At 51.5% G+C, this 17,167-nt stretch carries 18 protein-coding genes; 7 read left to right on the top strand and 11 right to left on the bottom strand.

Annotated elements, in window-relative coordinates:
- Window positions 1-39: 39 nt before the first annotated feature.
- Window positions 40-1,464: an L-serine ammonia-lyase gene (locus GWC94_RS06310; protein WP_161834181.1), complete on the bottom strand. Its 1,425-nt coding sequence runs from the start codon at window positions 1,462-1,464 to the stop codon at window positions 40-42.
- A 232-nt stretch (window positions 1,465-1,696) separates the two neighbouring features.
- On the opposite strand from GWC94_RS06310, the gene GWC94_RS06305 reads away from it, so the two are divergent.
- Window positions 1,697-2,887, top strand: a complete 1,191-nt coding sequence (locus tag GWC94_RS06305; RefSeq protein ID WP_161834180.1) for a pyridoxal phosphate-dependent aminotransferase — start codon at window positions 1,697-1,699, stop codon at window positions 2,885-2,887.
- A 136-nt stretch (window positions 2,888-3,023) separates the two neighbouring features.
- Here the strand turns inward: GWC94_RS06305 and GWC94_RS06300 are convergent, their stop codons facing one another.
- Together GWC94_RS06300 and GWC94_RS06295 are read right to left on the bottom strand one after the other, a co-directional pair.
- Window positions 3,024-4,757 carry a M14 family metallopeptidase gene (locus GWC94_RS06300; protein ID WP_161834179.1) on the bottom strand — a complete coding sequence of 578 codons (1,734 nt, stop codon included), beginning with the start codon at window positions 4,755-4,757 and terminating at the stop codon, window positions 3,024-3,026.
- 9 nt (window positions 4,758-4,766) lie between these two features.
- Window positions 4,767-6,395: a M14 family metallopeptidase gene (locus GWC94_RS06295; protein ID WP_161834178.1), complete on the bottom strand. Its 1,629-nt coding sequence runs from the start codon at window positions 6,393-6,395 to the stop codon at window positions 4,767-4,769.
- 117 nt (window positions 6,396-6,512) lie between these two features.
- Between GWC94_RS06295 and GWC94_RS06290 the strand changes: the two genes are divergently transcribed.
- Entirely contained in the window at window positions 6,513-7,463 is a 951-nt protein-coding gene (locus GWC94_RS06290) for a class I SAM-dependent methyltransferase (RefSeq protein ID WP_235918469.1), read from the top strand.
- Between the two features lie 3 nt (window positions 7,464-7,466).
- Here GWC94_RS06290 and GWC94_RS06285 read toward each other — a convergent pair whose 3' ends face one another.
- From GWC94_RS06285 to nusB, 6 genes are all read right to left on the bottom strand, one after another.
- The gene (locus GWC94_RS06285; RefSeq protein ID WP_161834177.1) at window positions 7,467-7,814 is read right to left on the bottom strand and encodes a hypothetical protein; all 348 of its coding nucleotides are present in this window, start codon (window positions 7,812-7,814) and stop codon (window positions 7,467-7,469) included.
- Between the two features lie 62 nt (window positions 7,815-7,876).
- Window positions 7,877-8,236, bottom strand: a complete 360-nt coding sequence (locus tag GWC94_RS06280; protein ID WP_161834176.1) for a cupin domain-containing protein — start codon at window positions 8,234-8,236, stop codon at window positions 7,877-7,879.
- Window positions 8,237-8,272: 36 nt separating this feature from the next.
- Window positions 8,273-8,872 (bottom strand): dephospho-CoA kinase, encoded by a 600-nt coding sequence (gene coaE, locus GWC94_RS06275; RefSeq protein ID WP_161834175.1) that lies wholly within the window; start codon window positions 8,870-8,872, stop codon window positions 8,273-8,275.
- Between the two features lie 109 nt (window positions 8,873-8,981).
- Window positions 8,982-9,314 (bottom strand): preprotein translocase subunit YajC, encoded by a 333-nt coding sequence (yajC, locus tag GWC94_RS06270; protein WP_161834174.1) that lies wholly within the window; start codon window positions 9,312-9,314, stop codon window positions 8,982-8,984.
- Between the two features lie 29 nt (window positions 9,315-9,343).
- Window positions 9,344-9,778, bottom strand: coding sequence for a DUF1573 domain-containing protein (locus GWC94_RS06265; protein WP_161834173.1), 435 nt, complete (start codon window positions 9,776-9,778; stop codon window positions 9,344-9,346).
- On the bottom strand, window positions 9,775-10,698 hold the full coding sequence (gene nusB / locus GWC94_RS06260) for a transcription antitermination factor NusB (protein ID WP_161834172.1): 924 nt from the start codon (window positions 10,696-10,698) through the stop codon (window positions 9,775-9,777). Before nusB ends, GWC94_RS06265 begins: the two co-directional genes overlap by 4 nt.
- Window positions 10,699-11,137: 439 nt before the next feature.
- Here nusB and GWC94_RS06255 point away from each other — a divergent pair, with 439 nt between their 5' ends.
- From GWC94_RS06255 to groL, 4 genes are all read left to right on the top strand, one after another.
- A complete protein-coding gene (locus GWC94_RS06255; RefSeq protein WP_161834171.1) occupies window positions 11,138-11,833 on the top strand; it encodes a ferritin-like domain-containing protein in 696 nt (231 codons plus the stop codon).
- Window positions 11,834-11,869: 36 nt separating this feature from the next.
- Window positions 11,870-12,706, top strand: coding sequence for a ferritin-like domain-containing protein (locus GWC94_RS06250; RefSeq protein ID WP_161834170.1), 837 nt, complete (start codon window positions 11,870-11,872; stop codon window positions 12,704-12,706).
- A 312-nt stretch (window positions 12,707-13,018) separates the two neighbouring features.
- Entirely contained in the window at window positions 13,019-13,300 is a 282-nt protein-coding gene (locus GWC94_RS06245) for a co-chaperone GroES (RefSeq protein WP_161834169.1), read from the top strand.
- Window positions 13,301-13,424: 124 nt separating this feature from the next.
- Entirely contained in the window at window positions 13,425-15,062 is a 1,638-nt protein-coding gene (gene groL / locus GWC94_RS06240) for a chaperonin GroEL (RefSeq protein WP_161834168.1), read from the top strand.
- A gap of 255 nt (window positions 15,063-15,317) precedes the next feature.
- On the opposite strand, the gene GWC94_RS06235 is transcribed toward groL, so the two are convergent.
- Complete coding sequence (locus GWC94_RS06235) at window positions 15,318-16,028, bottom strand: lysoplasmalogenase family protein (protein ID WP_161834167.1); 711 nt, start codon at window positions 16,026-16,028, stop codon at window positions 15,318-15,320.
- A 56-nt stretch (window positions 16,029-16,084) separates the two neighbouring features.
- On the bottom strand, window positions 16,085-16,759 hold the full coding sequence (locus GWC94_RS06230; protein ID WP_161834166.1) for a lysoplasmalogenase: 675 nt from the start codon (window positions 16,757-16,759) through the stop codon (window positions 16,085-16,087).
- A gap of 83 nt (window positions 16,760-16,842) precedes the next feature.
- On the opposite strand from GWC94_RS06230, the gene GWC94_RS06225 reads away from it, so the two are divergent.
- Entirely contained in the window at window positions 16,843-17,163 is a 321-nt protein-coding gene (locus GWC94_RS06225) for a hypothetical protein (protein WP_161834165.1), read from the top strand.
- Window positions 17,164-17,167: the final 4 nt, after the last annotated feature.

The raw sequence follows: 17,167 nt of genomic DNA, 5'->3' as shown, positions 1-17,167 counted from the left end.
AGGGGAATCGTCTGAGGTTTGACGTCTCACGATTCTCCCCTAACATTCCGGCAAACTCAGGGGCACATTCACTGCCAGGCCGCCGTCGGCGGTTTCCTTGTATTTGCTGTTCATATCGAGGGCTGTCTGCCACATGGTTGTAATGACTTTATCAAGACTGACGATGGCATAGTCCGGAGAACTCTGCAGCGCCAGCTGCGAAGCCGTGATGGCTTTGATGGCGCCCATGGTATTGCGTTCGATACAGGGTATCTGCACCAGTCCGCCGATCGGATCGCAGGTAAGTCCCAGGTGATGTTCCATCGCTATTTCGGCTGCCATCAGCGCCTGGCGCTGTGTGCCGCCAAGGGATTCGGTCAGCGCCGCCGCCGCCATGGCAGACGATACGCCGATCTCGGCCTGACAGCCGCCCATTGCGGCGGAGATCGTAGCGCCTTTTTTGAATATGCTGCCTATCTCCGAAGCCGTAAGCAGGAACCTGGTGATCTTATCCTCACTGTATCCGTCGTTGAATACAACAAAATACAGCAGCACCGCCGGTATCACACCCGCTGCGCCATTGGTGGGCGCCGTTACCACCCTTCCGAACGAAGCGTTTTCTTCGTTCACCGCCAATGCAAAACAGCTTACCCAGTCGAGTATGTACTGAAAACCGCTGCCGCCATTCCGTATACAGGTTATCCATTCCTGGAAATCAGTGTATTGCTGGTCTTTAATCAATTTTTTATTGAGATCAAAAGCCCTTCTTCTTACCTGTAGTCCGCCGGGTAATTCGCCATTGGCATGACAGCCCCGGTAGGTGCATTCCTGCATGGTTTGCCAGATGCGCAGCATGCCCTTCCTGGTTTCTTCTTCGGGGCGCCAGGCCTGTTCGTTCTCCATCACCACCTCGTGAATGGCCATACCCTTCATACAGAAATGAAGCAGGTCTTCCGCGGTATTGATGGGGAACGGAAGTTCAATACGGTTCTTTTTGTCCGAATCCTCTCCTTCCTTCACCACAAAGCCCCCGCCGATAGAGTAGAATGTCTCGCTCCAGCTATCGCCATTTTTCAGCTCCACCAGAAAAGAAAGACCATTGGGATGAAAAGGCAGCGACTCGTGAAAAAGGAACTGCAGGTTTTGCTTTACGTCAAAATCCAGCCATACTTCTCCGCCGAGCGGGATACGCCGGTTGATGCTGATGGCCGTGGTTTTTGGGGTGATGGCGTTTACATCGATGGTTACGGGATCCTCTCCCGACAATCCCATCAGCACCGCGATATCCGTTCCGTGACCCCGGCCTGTTTTGGCCAGTGAACCGTATAACAAAACCGTGAGGGAGGCAACCTGGTCGAGCGCGGTCTTCTGCCGTATGGTATCCACACAGCGAAGCGCCGCCCGCCATGGCCCCAGGGTATGCGAACTGGATGGCCCTACGCCGATCTTGAACATATCGAAAACAGAAATGGCTTCATGCGGCATGTGGCAAAGGTACGGGAGGACGGAGTTGATTTGTCGTTGACTTTATGGCTGTATTGTTAAATGGTCAGACTGCCGGGTCACAGCCAACAGCCATTAAACAATGCAACCGTTTTCACTCTTGCGGTTTTCAAAAAATCACGCTCCCACCCCTAAAACTAACCCCTGTTTGCCTGTTTTTACCGAACTTACGCCCTCGAAAACATTATCAACCGTAGTCATTAACCAAACAAGTATGCAGCTTTCTTCTCTGTTAGACAGATTTAACGAACCTGAGACCCTGAAAATGGCCAAACTGGGCCGTGAATTGAGAGCCCAGGGCATTGATGTAATCGATCTCAGCCTTGGCGAACCCGATTTTGATACCCCGCAGCACATTAAGGATGCAGCCATCAAGGCCATCAATGATAACTGGAGCCATTATACGCCGGTGGCCGGTTTTGCCGATCTGCGCGAGGCGGTTTGCACCAAGCTGAAACGCGACAATAACCTGGAGTATAAACCTGAGAACATCATCACTTCCACGGGTGCAAAGCAGAGCCTTGCAAATGCGATCCTGGCGCTGGTGGATGAGGGTGACGAAGTGGTGATTCCCACGCCTTACTGGGTAACTTATTCAGAACTGGTTAAGATAGCACGTGGTAAAGTGGTGGAGATACGCACTTCCGTGGAATCAAATTTCAAACCCACACCGGCGCAGGTGGCAGCGGCCATTACGCCAAAGACCAAAGTGTTCATGTTCTCATCGCCCTGCAATCCTTCCGGTGCGGTATACAGCAAGGCGGAGCTGGAAGCGCTGGCCGATGTGTTCCGCAAAAATCCGGGTGTGATCATTCTTTCCGACGAGATTTATGAGTACATCAACTTTGTTGGCAAGCACGAGAGCATTGCGCAGTTTGAAGACATCAAAGACCGCGTGGTACTGATCAATGGCCTGAGTAAGGGATTTGCCATGACCGGATGGCGCCTGGGTTATATAGCGGCCAATGCGCAGATCGCAAAAGCCTGTGAAAAGCTGCAGGGACAGTTTACCAGCGGTACCTGCTCCATCACACAGAAAGCTGCCGTTGCGGCGCTGACCGGTAATCTTCGTCCTTCGGAAGAAATGACGGAAGAGTTTACCCGCCGGCGCCAGCGCACGCTGGAACTGGTAGCCGGTATCCCGGGCTTTAAATGTTTTGCTCCCGAGGGTGCATTTTATGTGTTCCCCGATGTGAGTGCCTATTACGGTAAATCGAACGGAACAGAAACGATCAGCAATGCGGCCGATCTCAGTATGTACCTGCTGAATACAGCGCATGTATCTTCTGTTATGGGAGATGCTTTCGGCGAACCCAAATGTGTTCGTTTTTCCTTTGCCAACAGCATGCAGAATATCGAAAAAGCATGGGGAAGGGTCAGCGAGGCACTGGCGAAACTGAAATAGCCGCCTGTTGTCCATAAAAAAAGGGATCCGGTATCCGGAACAGGTAATCTGCAGCGGCGGTTCGTTGAGCGATCAACGGCTGACCTTGCAGAGTACTCAGACCAGGTACCAAATCCCTTTTTTCATTCACTATACCCTACTTCGTTCCCGAAGCCGTTCCTCCTTTGCGGCTGTCCACGTTCACCGTATACTTTCCTCCTCCCTGAATGATCCAGCGAACGGTAACGGCGCCGAGACCGGGAATATTGGGCACTTCGATGGTATCGGGGTTGTTGGGTTGCTCCGAGGTGATATTCATGTCGCGGTTTTCAACACGCATACCGGCAAGTATTTTACCGCTTGTTACAAGCGAGATATAATCCGGCCTTTCGATCCTGTTCTTTACATCCTGGCTGCTGTGCGTGGGCATGATCCTTTCGTTGCTGATCACCGCGGTAACTTCTTTCAAACCGCCGCCAAGGTCTTTTTCGGCGATCTCCTGTACAGTCAGTTTCGGTGTGGAATACAGGTGGTATACGCTGAACGCCATATTGCGGTGGGCATCGGATTCAAGCAGGAATCCCGGGTGCGCACGGCCGGTATTTTTCTTGAAACCGCCGATCTCTATTTTGCCATATTGCGGATGATCGTATTCCTTCCAGGCTACAAAACCATCTCCGAGTAAAAGATCCCTGTCAAAATTGTACAGTTCGTTCTCCCCTTTCAGTTCCCGCATATACATGAGGTAGCCAGTCCATAATTCATTGGAATAGGTGTAGATGCCGCGGCCTGCATAGAACCAGTCGAGCTCTCCGCCGTAAGCGGAATACAGGTCTTTGTACACCACCAGGTATTTGTAACCGGGCAGCAATTCCTCTCCTTTCTTGCCGATCATATCGTATACCTGTACATCCTGTGCGTTATAGGTGCCCACATCCTCCTGTCCGCCCGGCCCGCGAAGGATCATTCCGCCCGAATTATGAAACGACTGTGCGGCTGCGATATTCGGATGTTTGAATACAAATTCCATCACAGCGCGGTTCTCCGGCAGGGAAAAAGGATATTTATAGGCGCCGCCCTGTATGTAGTTCGGCTGCCATCCCCAGCCCCAGTCGCGGTTGGGATCATACTGGAAATCGTAACCGTCTTCGTTAACGCGTCCGTCGCCGTCGTTATCGATGCCTTCTCCGCCCAGCAATTCGTATTCGCCTTTCTCATCGGCGCCCACCCTCACCATGAACCGGGGGTCTTTAGGGTCGATCTTGTAACGGCCGTTCGGGTTCCTGCGGCGCATCTGCGTGATATTGCCGTCGCCATCCAGGTCGTCGTATTTGTCTTCATCAACCAGTCCGTCGCCGTCGTTATCGATCTGCTTCATACCCGAACGCGGAGAACTGGCGGTGTTGGGCTGGTGCATATAACTGTCCCTGCCATCGGGGTTGATGGTGGGTATGATATAGAACACTTTATCGGCAAGCAGTTCCTGTACAAATCTGTTATCGGCAAAAGACTCCGTCATATACCAGGCGGTGTACATGGCAAACTCGGCACCCTGTATTTCATTGGAGTGGATATTGCCATCGATATACATTCCCGGCTTTTTATCGGGATTGCCTTTTTTGAAATCTGTAATGGTGATGCACCAGATATCCCTGCCTTCGTAGGATTTGCCGATCGACTGCAGCCTGGCCAGTTCGGGATGTGCGGCTGCGATCTTTTTCAGTATCTCGGCAATACCGGCATGATCGTAATACCGGTTCCAGGTTATGGCCACTTTTGGGTTGACCGGCGACCCCGCCGCTTTAAAAAGCTGTTCTGCCGTTTGCGACTGCACCGCCGTCACGGCAAGGGAACAACCGAGGGTGAACAAAAATGGTATGATGCGTTTCATAAAATGCGTTTAGAGGGTTACTTGCACTGTTTTGGTACCTGCGGTGGGGCAGCCCGCTTCGATGCTGATGGTGCCGCTGCCTTTTACCAGCCAGCTGAACGACTGTGTGGCGCCCGCTTCCAGCGAATTGAGCAGGAATATTTTTCTTCCGCCCACGATCTCCTGTTTATCGGTTTTTACAGACACTTTCATTTTCTTCAGGAAGTAACTGCGCTCGCCAAGTTTGGTATGGGTCGATAAACCGCCGGTATTCATCACATCGATGCTTACGCGTGTAAGGCCGTTGCCCAGCTTTTCGGTTTTCAGGTTGGCTGTTTCGATCACGGCCTGCTGCGCGGCGAGCTTTACGAGGAATTCGGTGTGTTTTTTCACGATATCGGGTACCAGCTGGTAAGGGGGATTGGTCAATACAAAAGGATCGATACCGCCTACTTCCACCCGTTGACCGGGATAATCGGAATGCTGCACGGTCTTCCATTCCGTAAACGTGCCGGTAATGCCCTGCTGCTGTGCCCAGCGCAGGTAATTGGCCGCGGGATCCTCTACGGTAAATGCTTTTTCTTTCCTGGAAGTGTCGGGTTTTGTTTTGGGCACCCACCAGCCGGGTGTGCTGAAGCAATACCGTGTGTAATGGTAATACCCCCATGACAATACATCGCCTCCGCCGGGATTGGTCTTGGGTGCGTCTTTCAGACCGGTGAGTTTGTTGTACAGTTCACTCACCATCCCGTTTGCCTTTGCGTCGGGCTCCTGGTAACCGGCAACGATACGCTCTTTTGCGGCCGCGGCATTATAGGTTACGGGTGTCGATAAGTTGTTGTTGGAACCAAAGCTCACCACTGCGTATACATTGAAAGCATCGAACAGAAAATCGAGCAGGGCACGCGATTCTTTTTCACTGGCAGGAAAATCACCCGCACCGGGCGCAAACACATTGTGCCGGTAAGTAAGGTTCCGATTGATGGAAACGCCGCCTTCGCCGTCTTCGTTCAGTTGCCGGTCTTTATCGTTGTCGATGCCCTCCTGCAGCAGGATGTATTTCCCTTTCTCGCCCTTGGCCGGATCGGCTTTGATGAGCACCCGTGCGTCATCCGGGTGCAGGCGGTATTCTCCCACGGGAGATTCGATACGCATCAGCGTGATCTTGCCGTTGCCGTCGAGATCATCCACGCCGTCTTCGTTCAGTTTCCCGTCCCTGTCATCATCTGTTTCCGTTCCGTTGCCGGTGCGTTCGTATTTCAGCCTGGAAAAATACTGCTCCATGGCATCCGGACTCATATTGGGAAATACATAGTACGTGGTGCGTGCCAGCAGTTGCCGGATGCTGTCCGAAGCACTTGCTTTGAGCATGTTTTCCGCAAAGCCGATCGATAATTCCGTTCCCAGCAGGTGATTGCCTTCCACACCGCCGATTACGGCGATGGCAGGTTTGTCCTCTGTTTTTCCGGTTCCGATGGTTAACAGCCAGAGGTCGTGTCCGCCCGGGGTTTTTCCCAGCGAGCGCAGACTGGCCAGCTGCGGGTAGGCTTTGGCAAGCGATTGTAAACGGTTGGCCTGTGCGGCGGCATTGCTGTAATCCTGTGCATCAGCAAGCGCCGAAAGGAATGCCATTACCGTTAGCAGAATGGTCTTTCTCATTCAGTGAGTTTTAGTGTTTAAATATAGTGGATTTGCAGATTGGGAGAAAAAGCCCGGGCGGATTATCAGCGAAGGGGATAGCAGCAACAAATCCGCCAATCCCTCTATTTTTGCCTGATGACCGATTTTCCCAAGGCCGATATGTTTCGCAACAGGCTGGCAAAAGTGTATAAACACCGAAGCAAGCAGGCAAAACGCATGCAGGTGGGCTGCTACCGTGTATACGATCACGACCTGCCCGAGTTTCCTTTCTGTATTGAATTGTACGAAGACAAACTTTACCTCGCCGAATACCTGCGCAGACATGGCATGACGGATGAAGCGCATGAGGAATGGCTTGACAAATGCCTGCAGGTGATACAGGAAGTGATGGAGATACCCGTTGCAAAAATGTTCGTACGCCAGCGGAAAAGGCAATCGCATCGCGAAGGACAGTACGAGAAGATGGATATGCGGCAGGAGTTTTTTACCGTGCTGGAAAACGGGCTTAAATTCCAGGTAAACCTTACGGACTATCTCGATACGGGTCTGTTTCTCGATCATCGCAGCACCAGGCAGATGGTCAGGGAACTAAGCCAGGGCAAAAGGGTGTTGAACCTGTTTTGTTATACGGGATCCTTTTCAGTATATGCGGCATCGGGCGGCGCTTCGGAAGTGACTTCGGTTGATCTTTCCAAAACCTACCTGAACTGGGCCGAAGACAATTTTGTCATCAACCGGCTCAAAGATCCCGCGCGGTACCGGTTTATTCACGCGGATGTCAAACAATACCTGAAAACCCTGCGCCCCAACAGCTTTGATCTGGTGGTGATGGATCCACCCACATTCAGCAACAGCAAGCGCATGAAGGATATACTCGATATACAGCGCGACCATGTGGAACTGCTGAACGATGTGCTGGCGGCCACCGTGGCAGGCGGACTGATTTATTTCAGCACCAACTACACCAGGTTTGTGATCGATGAAGCGGCCATACACGCAAGTGAGATCAGGGATATTACCAGGGCCAGCACACCGTTTGATTTTGAAGGAAAACTGAAACGCTGGTGTTACCGCATCAGCAAGTAAAGGTTAACGGATAGCGCCCGAGTCAACCAGGTAATCGCGGTTTACCAGCCAGCTTTTGTAGAAATAGTGTATGCTGTAAGCGGCGGCAGTGGTGTCGGCTGCATAATAGATACTGAGCCGGTATTGTCTGCGGCTGGTTCCGCCCGTCCACTCTTCCCTGCGCCCATCTGCCTGCAGGGGTTCTCCGAAATAACCATGCACGGTTTCTCTTGGTTGCCGCAGCGGCACCAGGCGCCATTTACCGGGTTGCGTAAACGCCGCTGTTTTGGGAATGATCCATCCGAAAACAAAAGCATAACCGCCGGCAACCAGGAGCAGCAACAGGAAAAAAGCGAAGAGCCGTTTGTACATTTTTAACCGGGATTAATAGAAAAATACTGTTCGGTAATAGCAGGCCACTGTGTGCCAGGGCGCTACAACTGCTGTAAATCCGTTTTCGTAAAACCGTCGCTGATGTTACCGGTATTTACGGTGCCCGCGGGTTCAAACAACATCACCCACACTTCTTCAGACGCATTGGGCCGGTGCTCCACTCCTCTCGGAACGATCAGGAAATCGCCTTCCGCCAGTTCAATATTTCCGCTGCGCAGCTCCATCACAAAGCTGCCCTTTACCACGTAAAACAATTCGTCCTCCTGCTCGTGGTGATGCCAGGTAAACGGCCCCTCGAACTTCACCAGTTTTACCTGCTGTCCGTTCAGTTCACCCACAATTTTAGGGCTCCATTGCTCGGAGAAAAGACCGAATTTTTGCCGGAGATTGACTTTCTGCATAGCATTGTTTTGCACGGTTACGATTACCGTTGTTTTTCAGTCACCCTGTTCCCTGCTTTCTGCCAGAAAACGTTCGTGCAGCGTGAGCACCTGGGGTATGAGCAGGTGCTGGTCGTCGTTCAGCACCACAAAATCGCAGAGACGCATTTTGATCTCTTCATCGATCTGCCTGTTCATACGCAACAGCACTTCTTCTCTGGTAATACCGTCCCTGTCCATCACCCGTTTGATCCGGAGATGGCGGGGTGCATACACGCCGATGATATAATCCATGCCCGTGGCCGAGCCTGATTCAAAGAACAGCGCGGCTTCCTTGGTAACATAGGGCGCATGCTGCTCCAGCGCCCAGGCATCAGCTGCCGCAATGGCGGCGGGATGCACCAGTGAGTTCAGCAGGGTAAGCTGGTAAGCGTCGTTAAAAACAAGGGAGGCGATATGTTTGCGGTTGAGCCGATCTCCGGTATACGATTCTCGGCCGAAGGCCTGTATGATCGCGCTGCGCAGCTGTTCATCTGTTTCCATGATCTGCTTTGCCGTGCTGTCTGCATCAAACACGGGAATGCCCAGTACCCGGAAAATATGCGAGACCATGCTTTTTCCGCTGCCGATGCCGCCTGTGATACCGATACGAAGCATAAGACCAACCGGGGATTACGAAGTACAAAGGAGCAACAAAGTACGGATGCTTTCATTAAAAAACCGCGCAATTTGGTTGCGCGGTTTTTACCAGTGTCTGACCGGTTTCTTATTTGGCAGCTGCGGCCGCTTTGTTCAGGTTGGCAGTCCACTCCATGCTGATAGAAGATTTTTCGATCTTGAGGTAACTGCCCGGACTCACTTCCAGCTGCAGGGTGCCGTCTTCGTTTACCTTGTTGACCGTGCCGTGGATACCGGCGATGGTTACCACCTTATCGCCTTTCTGCATATTCTCCACAAATTTCTTTTGTTCCTTGGCTTTTTTCGCCTGCGGGCGAATCATGAACAGCCAGAAAACAATAATGATACCACCCATCAGTAACAACTGTACCATTCCACCGCCGCCGGGTGTCTGTAACAAAACATAATTCAGTGTAGACATTCTTGTAGTTTTTATTGTAAGATTGATTGTTAACTATGCTTTTTTTCCCTGATAAAGCCCGTAAAGATAAGCGTATGCCGCGTTCCGTTGCGGGTATTGCTGGTTACCAGGATATTCTTTCTCACTTCCCCGGCCTGCGCACGATTGCTGTCGAAAAGCCCTTTGACCACCCCTTCTCCTCCCGGTGGCACCGCCTCTTTTGTATATTCCGCCACGGTGCAGCCACAACCCGCCTTTACATCGGCTAAAATCAGCGGCTGGGTGCCGGTGTTTCTGAATTTGAAAACAACGGTTGTCTGGTTGCCCTGGTCAAGCGTGTCAAAATGCACCACACTGTCCTGCCACTGTATGGTGGTATAACGGGCGGTGTCCTCCATTATTTTAACCGCGGCATCATTACCTGCCTGCTGGCTGCAGGCGGCGATAAGGGTTGCCGCAACAAGGAAAAACAACAGCGTTCTCATTTTTTGAAATTGATTTTCTGGATCTTGCCCGCTTCCAGCAGCTCCTTGTGGATATTGTCGAGGATACCGTTTACAAACTGTCCGCTCTGTGGGGTGCTGTACTCTTTGGCCAGGTCGATGTATTCGTTGATGGTAACTTTTGTGGGGATGGTTTCAAAATACAACAGCTCGCAAACCCCCATGCGCATCAGCACCATATCAAGAACGGCGATCCTTTCCGAATCCCAGTTCTTCAGTTTGGGTTTGATCAGCTCGGCACAGTATTCCTTTTTTTCGATCGCGGTGGTAAGCAGGGTTCGTGCAAACAGCCATTTCTCGGCACTGATGATCTCCTGTACAGTAATGTTCACCGGCTTCTGCAAGTAATTCATTACCAGTTGATCCATCATTTCGGAATCATCGTCCCAGTTGGGAAACTGCTCTTCGATATGGCTGGTAAACGATTCGTCGGGAAGCATCAGTTGCTGAAAGATCACCCGCATGATCTCTTTCTCCTTTGCTTTCTGCCGGCTTTGCTGGGAAATATATTCCTTATAAACATCGGTTTCGGTGAGCGCCTCGTAGAGTTTTTTTACCAGGTCGCGGTCGATCCTTTTACCCGGAAGGTCTTTTTCCACCGACTGCTGAAATGAACCGCTCTCCAGTATCTGCCAGAGCAGTTCGTTGCCCGCGATCTTGGTATTTACGTTCAGGTCTTCTGCCGAAGGCAGGTTACGGGAAGCGCGTTTACGGGCGCTGGTTTCCGCATAGCGGGCCACTTCGGTCAAAAAATAAATCAGGTAAACAAACAGCTCGCGGCTTTTATCGATCTGTTTCTGTAAGGTATCTACGGGCCGTGCAAATGCCGCGGTATTGTCCGCCGCCTCTATCATGTAAAGCAACTGCATCACTTTCACACGGATATTTCTTCTGCTGATCATCTGTATAAGAGCTTGTTCGAGCCGCGAAGGTATTGTTTATTGCGGGTGGGACAAAATTTAGCTGCCAGTGAGTACCCCTCTCCCAGACAGGCATTAAGGGTTTACCTGTTGCGCTGCCATATACAAAACCCGTTCGGGAACGAACGGGTCTCAACCTTGATACACCCTGCTTAATTAGGGTCAGCATTACCTACGCAATGGCAATGCATTTGGTTTCGGCAACCTGCTTTTTTTAACAAAACCGGAATACTGCGGTTACCGTATATACCATGGCATCATATTTTATGCCGTTATTCATACGCCGGGACGGAGTTCGTTTTACGTCCCAATCAACCGCCGATACACACCTGGATTGTTCACTTAAATCCATCCTACGAAACAGACAGCTCACAACAGTCTAATAGATATCCCGTTCTTTCATCCCAAAAACAGTTTATTTATGAATCATTCATCTGAACTGGTGGAAACACCTGTGCCGGATACTATTGTCCGGCCAAAGACCTCCTCCCGCAGGCAGTTTCTTTCTGCAGCGGGTTCTTTCTCCCTGGCTTCCGCGGTTGTTATCGGGTCATGTAAAAAAAGCAGTTCCAAGGGCGGTGTGGACCTGGGCAGCGGCGATGTAGGCGTACTTAATTATGCATATGCGCTCGAGCAGCTTGAAGCGGCATTCTATACAAGGGTAAGCGCCTCTCCCTATTCGGGCATCACAGCCGCTGAAACGGCGTTGCTGGCAGATATCCGCGATCACGAGATAGCCCACCGCGAGTTTTTCAAAGCCGCATTGGGTGCCAACGCGATTGCGGCACTGGAGGTGAACTTCAGCGCTATTGATTTCAGCAGCCGCACCAGTGTGCTGGCCACCGCCAAAGCTTTTGAAGACCTGGGTGTAACGGCGTACAATGGCGCCGGTCCGTTGCTCACCACGCCGGATTACCTGGTGCTGGCGGGTAAGATCGTATCGGTAGAGGCACGTCATGCCGCCCTGATACGCGACCTGATCAGCAACGGCAGTTTTGCAGATAATACGGCCCTCGATTCAAATGGTATGGATATGGCGCGCAAACCATCCGAAGTGCTGATGATTGCCAGTGCCTATATCAATACACGGATCGATGCCAGCCGCCTGCCCTCTTAGGCATACCCTGTTCTTAACCAGTTAAAATCAAACACCATGAACTTACAACAGATTTTTTCGGAGATAGAAGAAACGGATCCGGCGTTCTACGACCGGACCAGCGGACGCCGACAGGCTTTTAAACATTTCAGCAGCGTGGGCACCCGTATCAGCCTGGCGGCCCTGCCCCTTGCCCTGGGCTCGTTCTTCCGCAAAGCATACGGGCAAACCACCACCGGGGCGATCGGCGTGCTCAATTTTGCCCTGCAGCTCGAGTACCTGGAAGCCAATTTCTATGTCAAAGGCGTGGCCACGGCCGGGCTGATCCCCGCCGGGCCGGCATTGACTGCCCTTACGGCCATCCGCGACCATGAGAATGCACATGTGGGTTTCCTGCGCAATGCGATCGTAGCGGCGGGTGGCACACCCTATACGTATACCGCCGCCAATTTCGATTTTACAGCAAAAGGGGCATTTCCCGATGTCTTTACCAATTATGCCACTTTTCTTGCGGTGGCGCAGGCCCTGGAAGACACCGGCGTGCGCGCCTACAAGGGGCAGGCCGGTAACCTGATGGGCAATGCCAACAGACCCCTGCTCACCGCCGCGCTGAATATTCATTCGGTGGAAGCCCGCCATGCTTCTCATATACGCCAGATGAGGGCGGCGCAGGGTGTGGCAGTAAAACCCTGGATCACCGGTAACACAAGCGGTATTGATGCCCGCACCAACGGCAACTATGCAGGCGAAGAAAATACCATCCAGGGCGGTGTGAACATTACCGGTCTGCCGGGTGTGAGCGGAACCCTCAGCGCAGCGGTTGCTTCCGAATCGTTCGACGAACCGCTGACAAAAGACCAGGTGGTGGCGCTGGTAACGCCATTTTTTGCCTGACAGCCAACCCGGCCGGCACCGGAGTAGGTTCCGGCATCGGCGGTCTGCCTGTTTATCCGCACCAGCGGCCGTGATCTGTCACGGCCGCTGGTCGTTTTGGCGGAACCTGCTGGTAAAACCGGGCGGCACGGGTGAAAAAATGACACCTGCATTCAAAAACTTCCTGCATCTTTGCGCCGTTTCTACAGTTTCAAACCGTTGAGGGACAGGTTCACTGCCAGACGCTGAAAATTTGGCTTATGGCAGGAAAATGGCACAATAATCGAGGATGGGGCTGTAATTAATTCACTCAATCACAAAAACGTATAACGTATGGCAAAAAAAATCAACGTTACTCCGCTGCATGACAGGGTAATTGTTAGACCTGCCGCTGCCGAAGAAAAAACTGCTGGCGGAATCATCATTCCAGATACCGCAAAAGAAAAACCACAACGCGGTGTGATCGTTGCCGCTGGCACCGGTAAAAAAGACGAGCCGGTTACCGTAAAAGTTGGTGACACCGTTCTTTACGGAAAGTACGCCGGAACCGAGATTCAGATCGAGGGTGAAGACCTGCTGATCATGCGTGAAAGCGATATCCTTGCGATAGTATAATTGTAATTTGAAAATGTGCTGATTTGAAAATTTGAAAACCGGAGTCCCCGTTTTCTTATTTAAAAATCAACGCACAAATTCATTTTCAAATTTTCAAATCATCAAATTTTCAAATTGACCAACCATGGCTAAACAGATATATTTCGATATCGAAGCAAGAAATAAAATGAAGAAAGGCGTTGACACACTTGCCAACGCGGTAAAAGTAACCCTGGGTCCTAAGGGACGCAATGTGGTGATCGAGAAAAAATTCGGTGCACCCCAGGTAACCAAAGACGGTGTAACCGTTGCCAAAGAGATCGAACTGGAAGATGCGATCGAGAACATGGGCGCGCAGATGGTGAAAGAAGTGGCTTCCAAAACGGCGGATATCGCCGGTGATGGTACCACTACCGCTACCGTTCTGGCCCAGTCGATCATCAGCGAAGGTTTGAAGAACGTGGCCGCGGGCGCCAACCCGATGGACCTGAAACGCGGTATCGACAAGGCGGTTGATGCGGTTGTTGCCAACCTGCAGAACCAGTCGCAGACCGTGGGTAACGATTCCAAGAAAATCGAGCAGGTAGCTACCATTTCTGCCAATAACGACAGCGAGATCGGTAAACTGATCGCAACCGCTATGGGTAAGGTAGGTAAAGAAGGTGTGATCACCGTAGAAGAAGCCAAAGGCACCGATACCACGGTAGACGTGGTGGAAGGTATGCAGTTCGACCGCGGCTATATCTCTCCCTATTTCGTTACCAACAGCGAAAAAATGGAAGCGGATCTGCAGAGCCCCTATATCCTGATCTACGACAAGAAGATCAGCACCATGAAAGATATCCTGCACATATTGGAGAAAGTGGCGCAGAGCGGACGTCCGCTGGTGATCATCGCCGAAGACCTCGAAGGCGAAGCACTCGCCACCCTGGTGGTGAACAAACTGCGTGGCACACTGAAAGTGGCTGCCGTAAAAGCACCCGGCTTTGGCGACCGCAGGAAAGAAATGCTGAACGATATCGCGATCCTCACTGCAGGCACTGTGGTAAGCGAAGAGCAGGGTTTCAAACTGGAGAATGCCGACCTGAGCTATCTCGGACAGGCTGCTTCCATCACCATCGATAAAGACAACACCATCATCGTAGGCGGTAAAGGCAAGAAAGCCGATATCACTGCGCGTGTTAACCAGATCAAAGCACAGATCGAGAATACCACTTCCGACTACGACCGCGAAAAACTGCAGGAGCGTCTTGCAAAACTGAGCGGCGGTGTTGCGGTACTGTATGTGGGTGCTGCCACAGAGGTTGAAATGAAAGAAAAGAAAGACCGTGTTGACGATGCGCTGCATGCAACAAGGGCCGCTGTGGAAGAAGGTATCGTACCAGGCGGTGGTGTTGCCTATATCCGCGCGGTGGAAAGCCTCGAAAAACTGAAAGGCGCTAACGAAGACGAACTCACCGGTATCCAGATCGTAAAAAGAGCGATCGAAGAGCCGCTGCGTCAGATCGTGAGCAACAGCGGTATCGAAGGTTCTATCGTGGTACAGAAAGTGAAAGAAGGCAAAGCCGATTTCGGTTTCAATGCCCGCACAGAAGTATACGAGAACATGTTCAAAGCCGGTGTCATCGATCCTACCAAGGTAAGCCGTGTGGCCCTGGAGAATGCAGCGTCTATCGCCGCTATGCTCCTCACTACCGAGTGCGTGATCGCCGACAAACCCAAACCCGAAGCACCCCACGCACATGGCGGCGCACCCGATATGGGCGGTATGGGTGGTTATTAATCGATCCCCATCCTATTTAAATAAAAAATCCCTGCATGTAATGTGCGGGGATTTTTTTTATTTGATTTGTGGGTTGGCGGATTGGATGGGTGTGTTGTATGGCTAAATGGCTGAATTGTCATATGGTTTTATTGCGTGTATCGGGTTGATCAATAGCAGGAATACCACAGCCATGCAGCCATAAAACAAATTTCCCGTTATATAGATATCTTTTAATCCTCCATCCGTCAATCCATAATCCGCTAATCCGCTAATTTATATTCGTTTCCCCGGTAAGGAGAGATAGGTTTTTTCGACGCCTCTTACAAACAGGTATTGGGCAAGGCCATAGCTGAGCATGATGACCACATATACATCCTTGTTACTGTTCCAGTGAAAGCGGTTGAGGCCTACCAGGATGTTTTCAAACAGAAAGACAACGGCGCCGCTCACAAAATAGCGGAGAGCCACCCGGCCATGGACGCTGCCGGTTGCCGCAGCAATGGCGGAGAAGCACATTAACAATACCGTGCAAACATATACCAGCACCGTAAGGCGGTACTGTGCCAGTTCTTCTGAGAGAAAGCCGTATACTTTCCAGGCAACCAGGGCAAGCACCAGCGCCGAGATCAGCACCGGCAGGTTGCCGAACAAGGGAGGTTTTTCGAGCAGGTAAAACGTAACGGCATAGGCGAGGTTCATAAGCATGAAAGCGATCATGCCGCTCATGAAAAAAGTATCGTTGATGGATATCAGCAGCACATCGCCGAACAGGGCCAGGAACATACCCACATAAAAAATGAATTTACCTGCCACCAGGCCGATGTCTTCATCCCTGGATAACAGAAAGGCCAGCAGCAAGGGTACCAGCAATGGTTTAGTGACCGCCACATAGGGCAGTTTCAGGTATTGAAACAAACAATGCGCCAGCAACACGATACCGTACATGTAGAGAACCCGCTTTTGCATCAGACCGAGCAATCGCATACGGTCAAATTACTCAAAACACGGGCTGGAAAAGGATTTCCGGGCTTAAGATGCGCTTAAAAACGACGTGCTGCGCGGCCAAAACCCCGTACCAGGAAGAACTGCGCAAAACCATAGCTCAGCATAACCGGTATACTCATCCAGCCGGTATGCAATACAAATTTGTTATATGCAAGCAGGGCATCGGAAACCACAAACAGGGCCGCTCCGGGTATAAAACAGCATAGGGCAATGCGCCGGAGCGCCGGGTTGGCAGCGGTATTGGCGGCCAGTATGGCCATTACGCTGATAACTGTCATATAAAAAAGTATCGGCAACCGCAGGCTGCCCAGGTAGGGATTCAGCACAACAAACATCGTTACGCATAGCAGGATCAGTATCACCGCGGCGGCAAAGGCCTCGCGCAAACGACTGTTGGATCGCTCCTGCAGCCTGGAAAAATAAATGCTGTAACAGGTATGCGTACCAATAAAGCCGGCCATGCCAAGCATAAAGAACAGGTTGTCTTCGTACAACAGCGCCCAGTCGCCCAGCCAGGCAAACAACAGTCCGGCATAGACCAGCCATCCCGCTCTCCGGCCTGCCAGGGCACATAACCAGAGTCCCAGCACCGGCATCAGCAGCAGTTTGGATAAGATGCGCAGGGTTTCCCATCCAAAACAGATGGCAAAGCCATGGGCAGCCAATACCAGCAAGTACATCCGGCTACCTTGTTTTCTGATAGATTTCATCTGACTGTTCTTACACCGAATATACATTGTTGCAACCTCAATTTGCAGCAGCCGGTGTTTTATTTCCACCGTATCTTCGCGGCATGCTGAGCAGTGAGGAGGAATCGTTTATCGGTTACTGGGAGAAGAACCGGGAGGCTGAAAAAAACAGTCTCCGGCCTTTTTTTGTGGGCTTATCCGGTGGTTTTGCCATCGGTATCGGCACCCTGCTGCTGCTGTCTGCCGGCTGGTACGAAAGGGCCAATATGGAAGCAAACAGCCGGCTGAGTTCTTTTCTGCTGGTATTTGCCATCCTGGCGATCTCGTTTTTCCTTGCCTTTTTTTACCGGAAATTCAGGTGGGAAATGCAGGAACAGCGTTACCGCGAACTGCTGGCCCGCAAAAAGAAAACGCAAAATGAATAAAGGA

The sequence above is a fragment of the Sediminibacterium soli genome (assembly GCF_009939225.1).
Classification (GTDB): Bacteria; Bacteroidota; Bacteroidia; order Chitinophagales; family Chitinophagaceae; genus Sediminibacterium; species Sediminibacterium soli.
This window is presented reverse-complemented; position numbering and strand designations above follow the sequence as displayed.

What these genes read in the sequence shown, in the direction of transcription:
- coaE (WP_161834175.1), bottom strand. Translation starts at nt 8,872, where the DNA reads ATGCTTCGTATCGGTATCACAGGCGGCATCGGCAGCGGAAAAAGCATG.
- GWC94_RS06300 (WP_161834179.1), bottom strand. Translation starts at nt 4,757, where the DNA reads ATGAAACGCATCATACCATTTTTGTTCACCCTCGGTTGTTCCCTTGCC.
- GWC94_RS06290 (WP_235918469.1), top strand. Translation starts at nt 6,513, where the DNA reads ATGACCGATTTTCCCAAGGCCGATATGTTTCGCAACAGGCTGGCAAAA.
- GWC94_RS06225 (WP_161834165.1), top strand. Translation starts at nt 16,843, where the DNA reads ATGCTGAGCAGTGAGGAGGAATCGTTTATCGGTTACTGGGAGAAGAAC.
- GWC94_RS06265 (WP_161834173.1), bottom strand. Translation starts at nt 9,778, where the DNA reads ATGAGAACGCTGTTGTTTTTCCTTGTTGCGGCAACCCTTATCGCCGCC.
- GWC94_RS06285 (WP_161834177.1), bottom strand. Translation starts at nt 7,814, where the DNA reads ATGTACAAACGGCTCTTCGCTTTTTTCCTGTTGCTGCTCCTGGTTGCC.
- GWC94_RS06245 (WP_161834169.1), top strand. Translation starts at nt 13,019, where the DNA reads ATGGCAAAAAAAATCAACGTTACTCCGCTGCATGACAGGGTAATTGTT.
- GWC94_RS06295 (WP_161834178.1), bottom strand. Translation starts at nt 6,395, where the DNA reads ATGAGAAAGACCATTCTGCTAACGGTAATGGCATTCCTTTCGGCGCTT.
- GWC94_RS06255 (WP_161834171.1), top strand. Translation starts at nt 11,138, where the DNA reads ATGAATCATTCATCTGAACTGGTGGAAACACCTGTGCCGGATACTATT.
- GWC94_RS06235 (WP_161834167.1), bottom strand. Translation starts at nt 16,028, where the DNA reads ATGCGATTGCTCGGTCTGATGCAAAAGCGGGTTCTCTACATGTACGGT.
- GWC94_RS06305 (WP_161834180.1), top strand. Translation starts at nt 1,697, where the DNA reads ATGCAGCTTTCTTCTCTGTTAGACAGATTTAACGAACCTGAGACCCTG.
- GWC94_RS06230 (WP_161834166.1), bottom strand. Translation starts at nt 16,759, where the DNA reads ATGAAATCTATCAGAAAACAAGGTAGCCGGATGTACTTGCTGGTATTG.
- groL (WP_161834168.1), top strand. Translation starts at nt 13,425, where the DNA reads ATGGCTAAACAGATATATTTCGATATCGAAGCAAGAAATAAAATGAAG.
- yajC (WP_161834174.1), bottom strand. Translation starts at nt 9,314, where the DNA reads ATGTCTACACTGAATTATGTTTTGTTACAGACACCCGGCGGCGGTGGA.
- GWC94_RS06280 (WP_161834176.1), bottom strand. Translation starts at nt 8,236, where the DNA reads ATGCAGAAAGTCAATCTCCGGCAAAAATTCGGTCTTTTCTCCGAGCAA.
- GWC94_RS06250 (WP_161834170.1), top strand. Translation starts at nt 11,870, where the DNA reads ATGAACTTACAACAGATTTTTTCGGAGATAGAAGAAACGGATCCGGCG.
- nusB (WP_161834172.1), bottom strand. Translation starts at nt 10,698, where the DNA reads ATGATCAGCAGAAGAAATATCCGTGTGAAAGTGATGCAGTTGCTTTAC.
- GWC94_RS06310 (WP_161834181.1), bottom strand. Translation starts at nt 1,464, where the DNA reads ATGCCGCATGAAGCCATTTCTGTTTTCGATATGTTCAAGATCGGCGTA.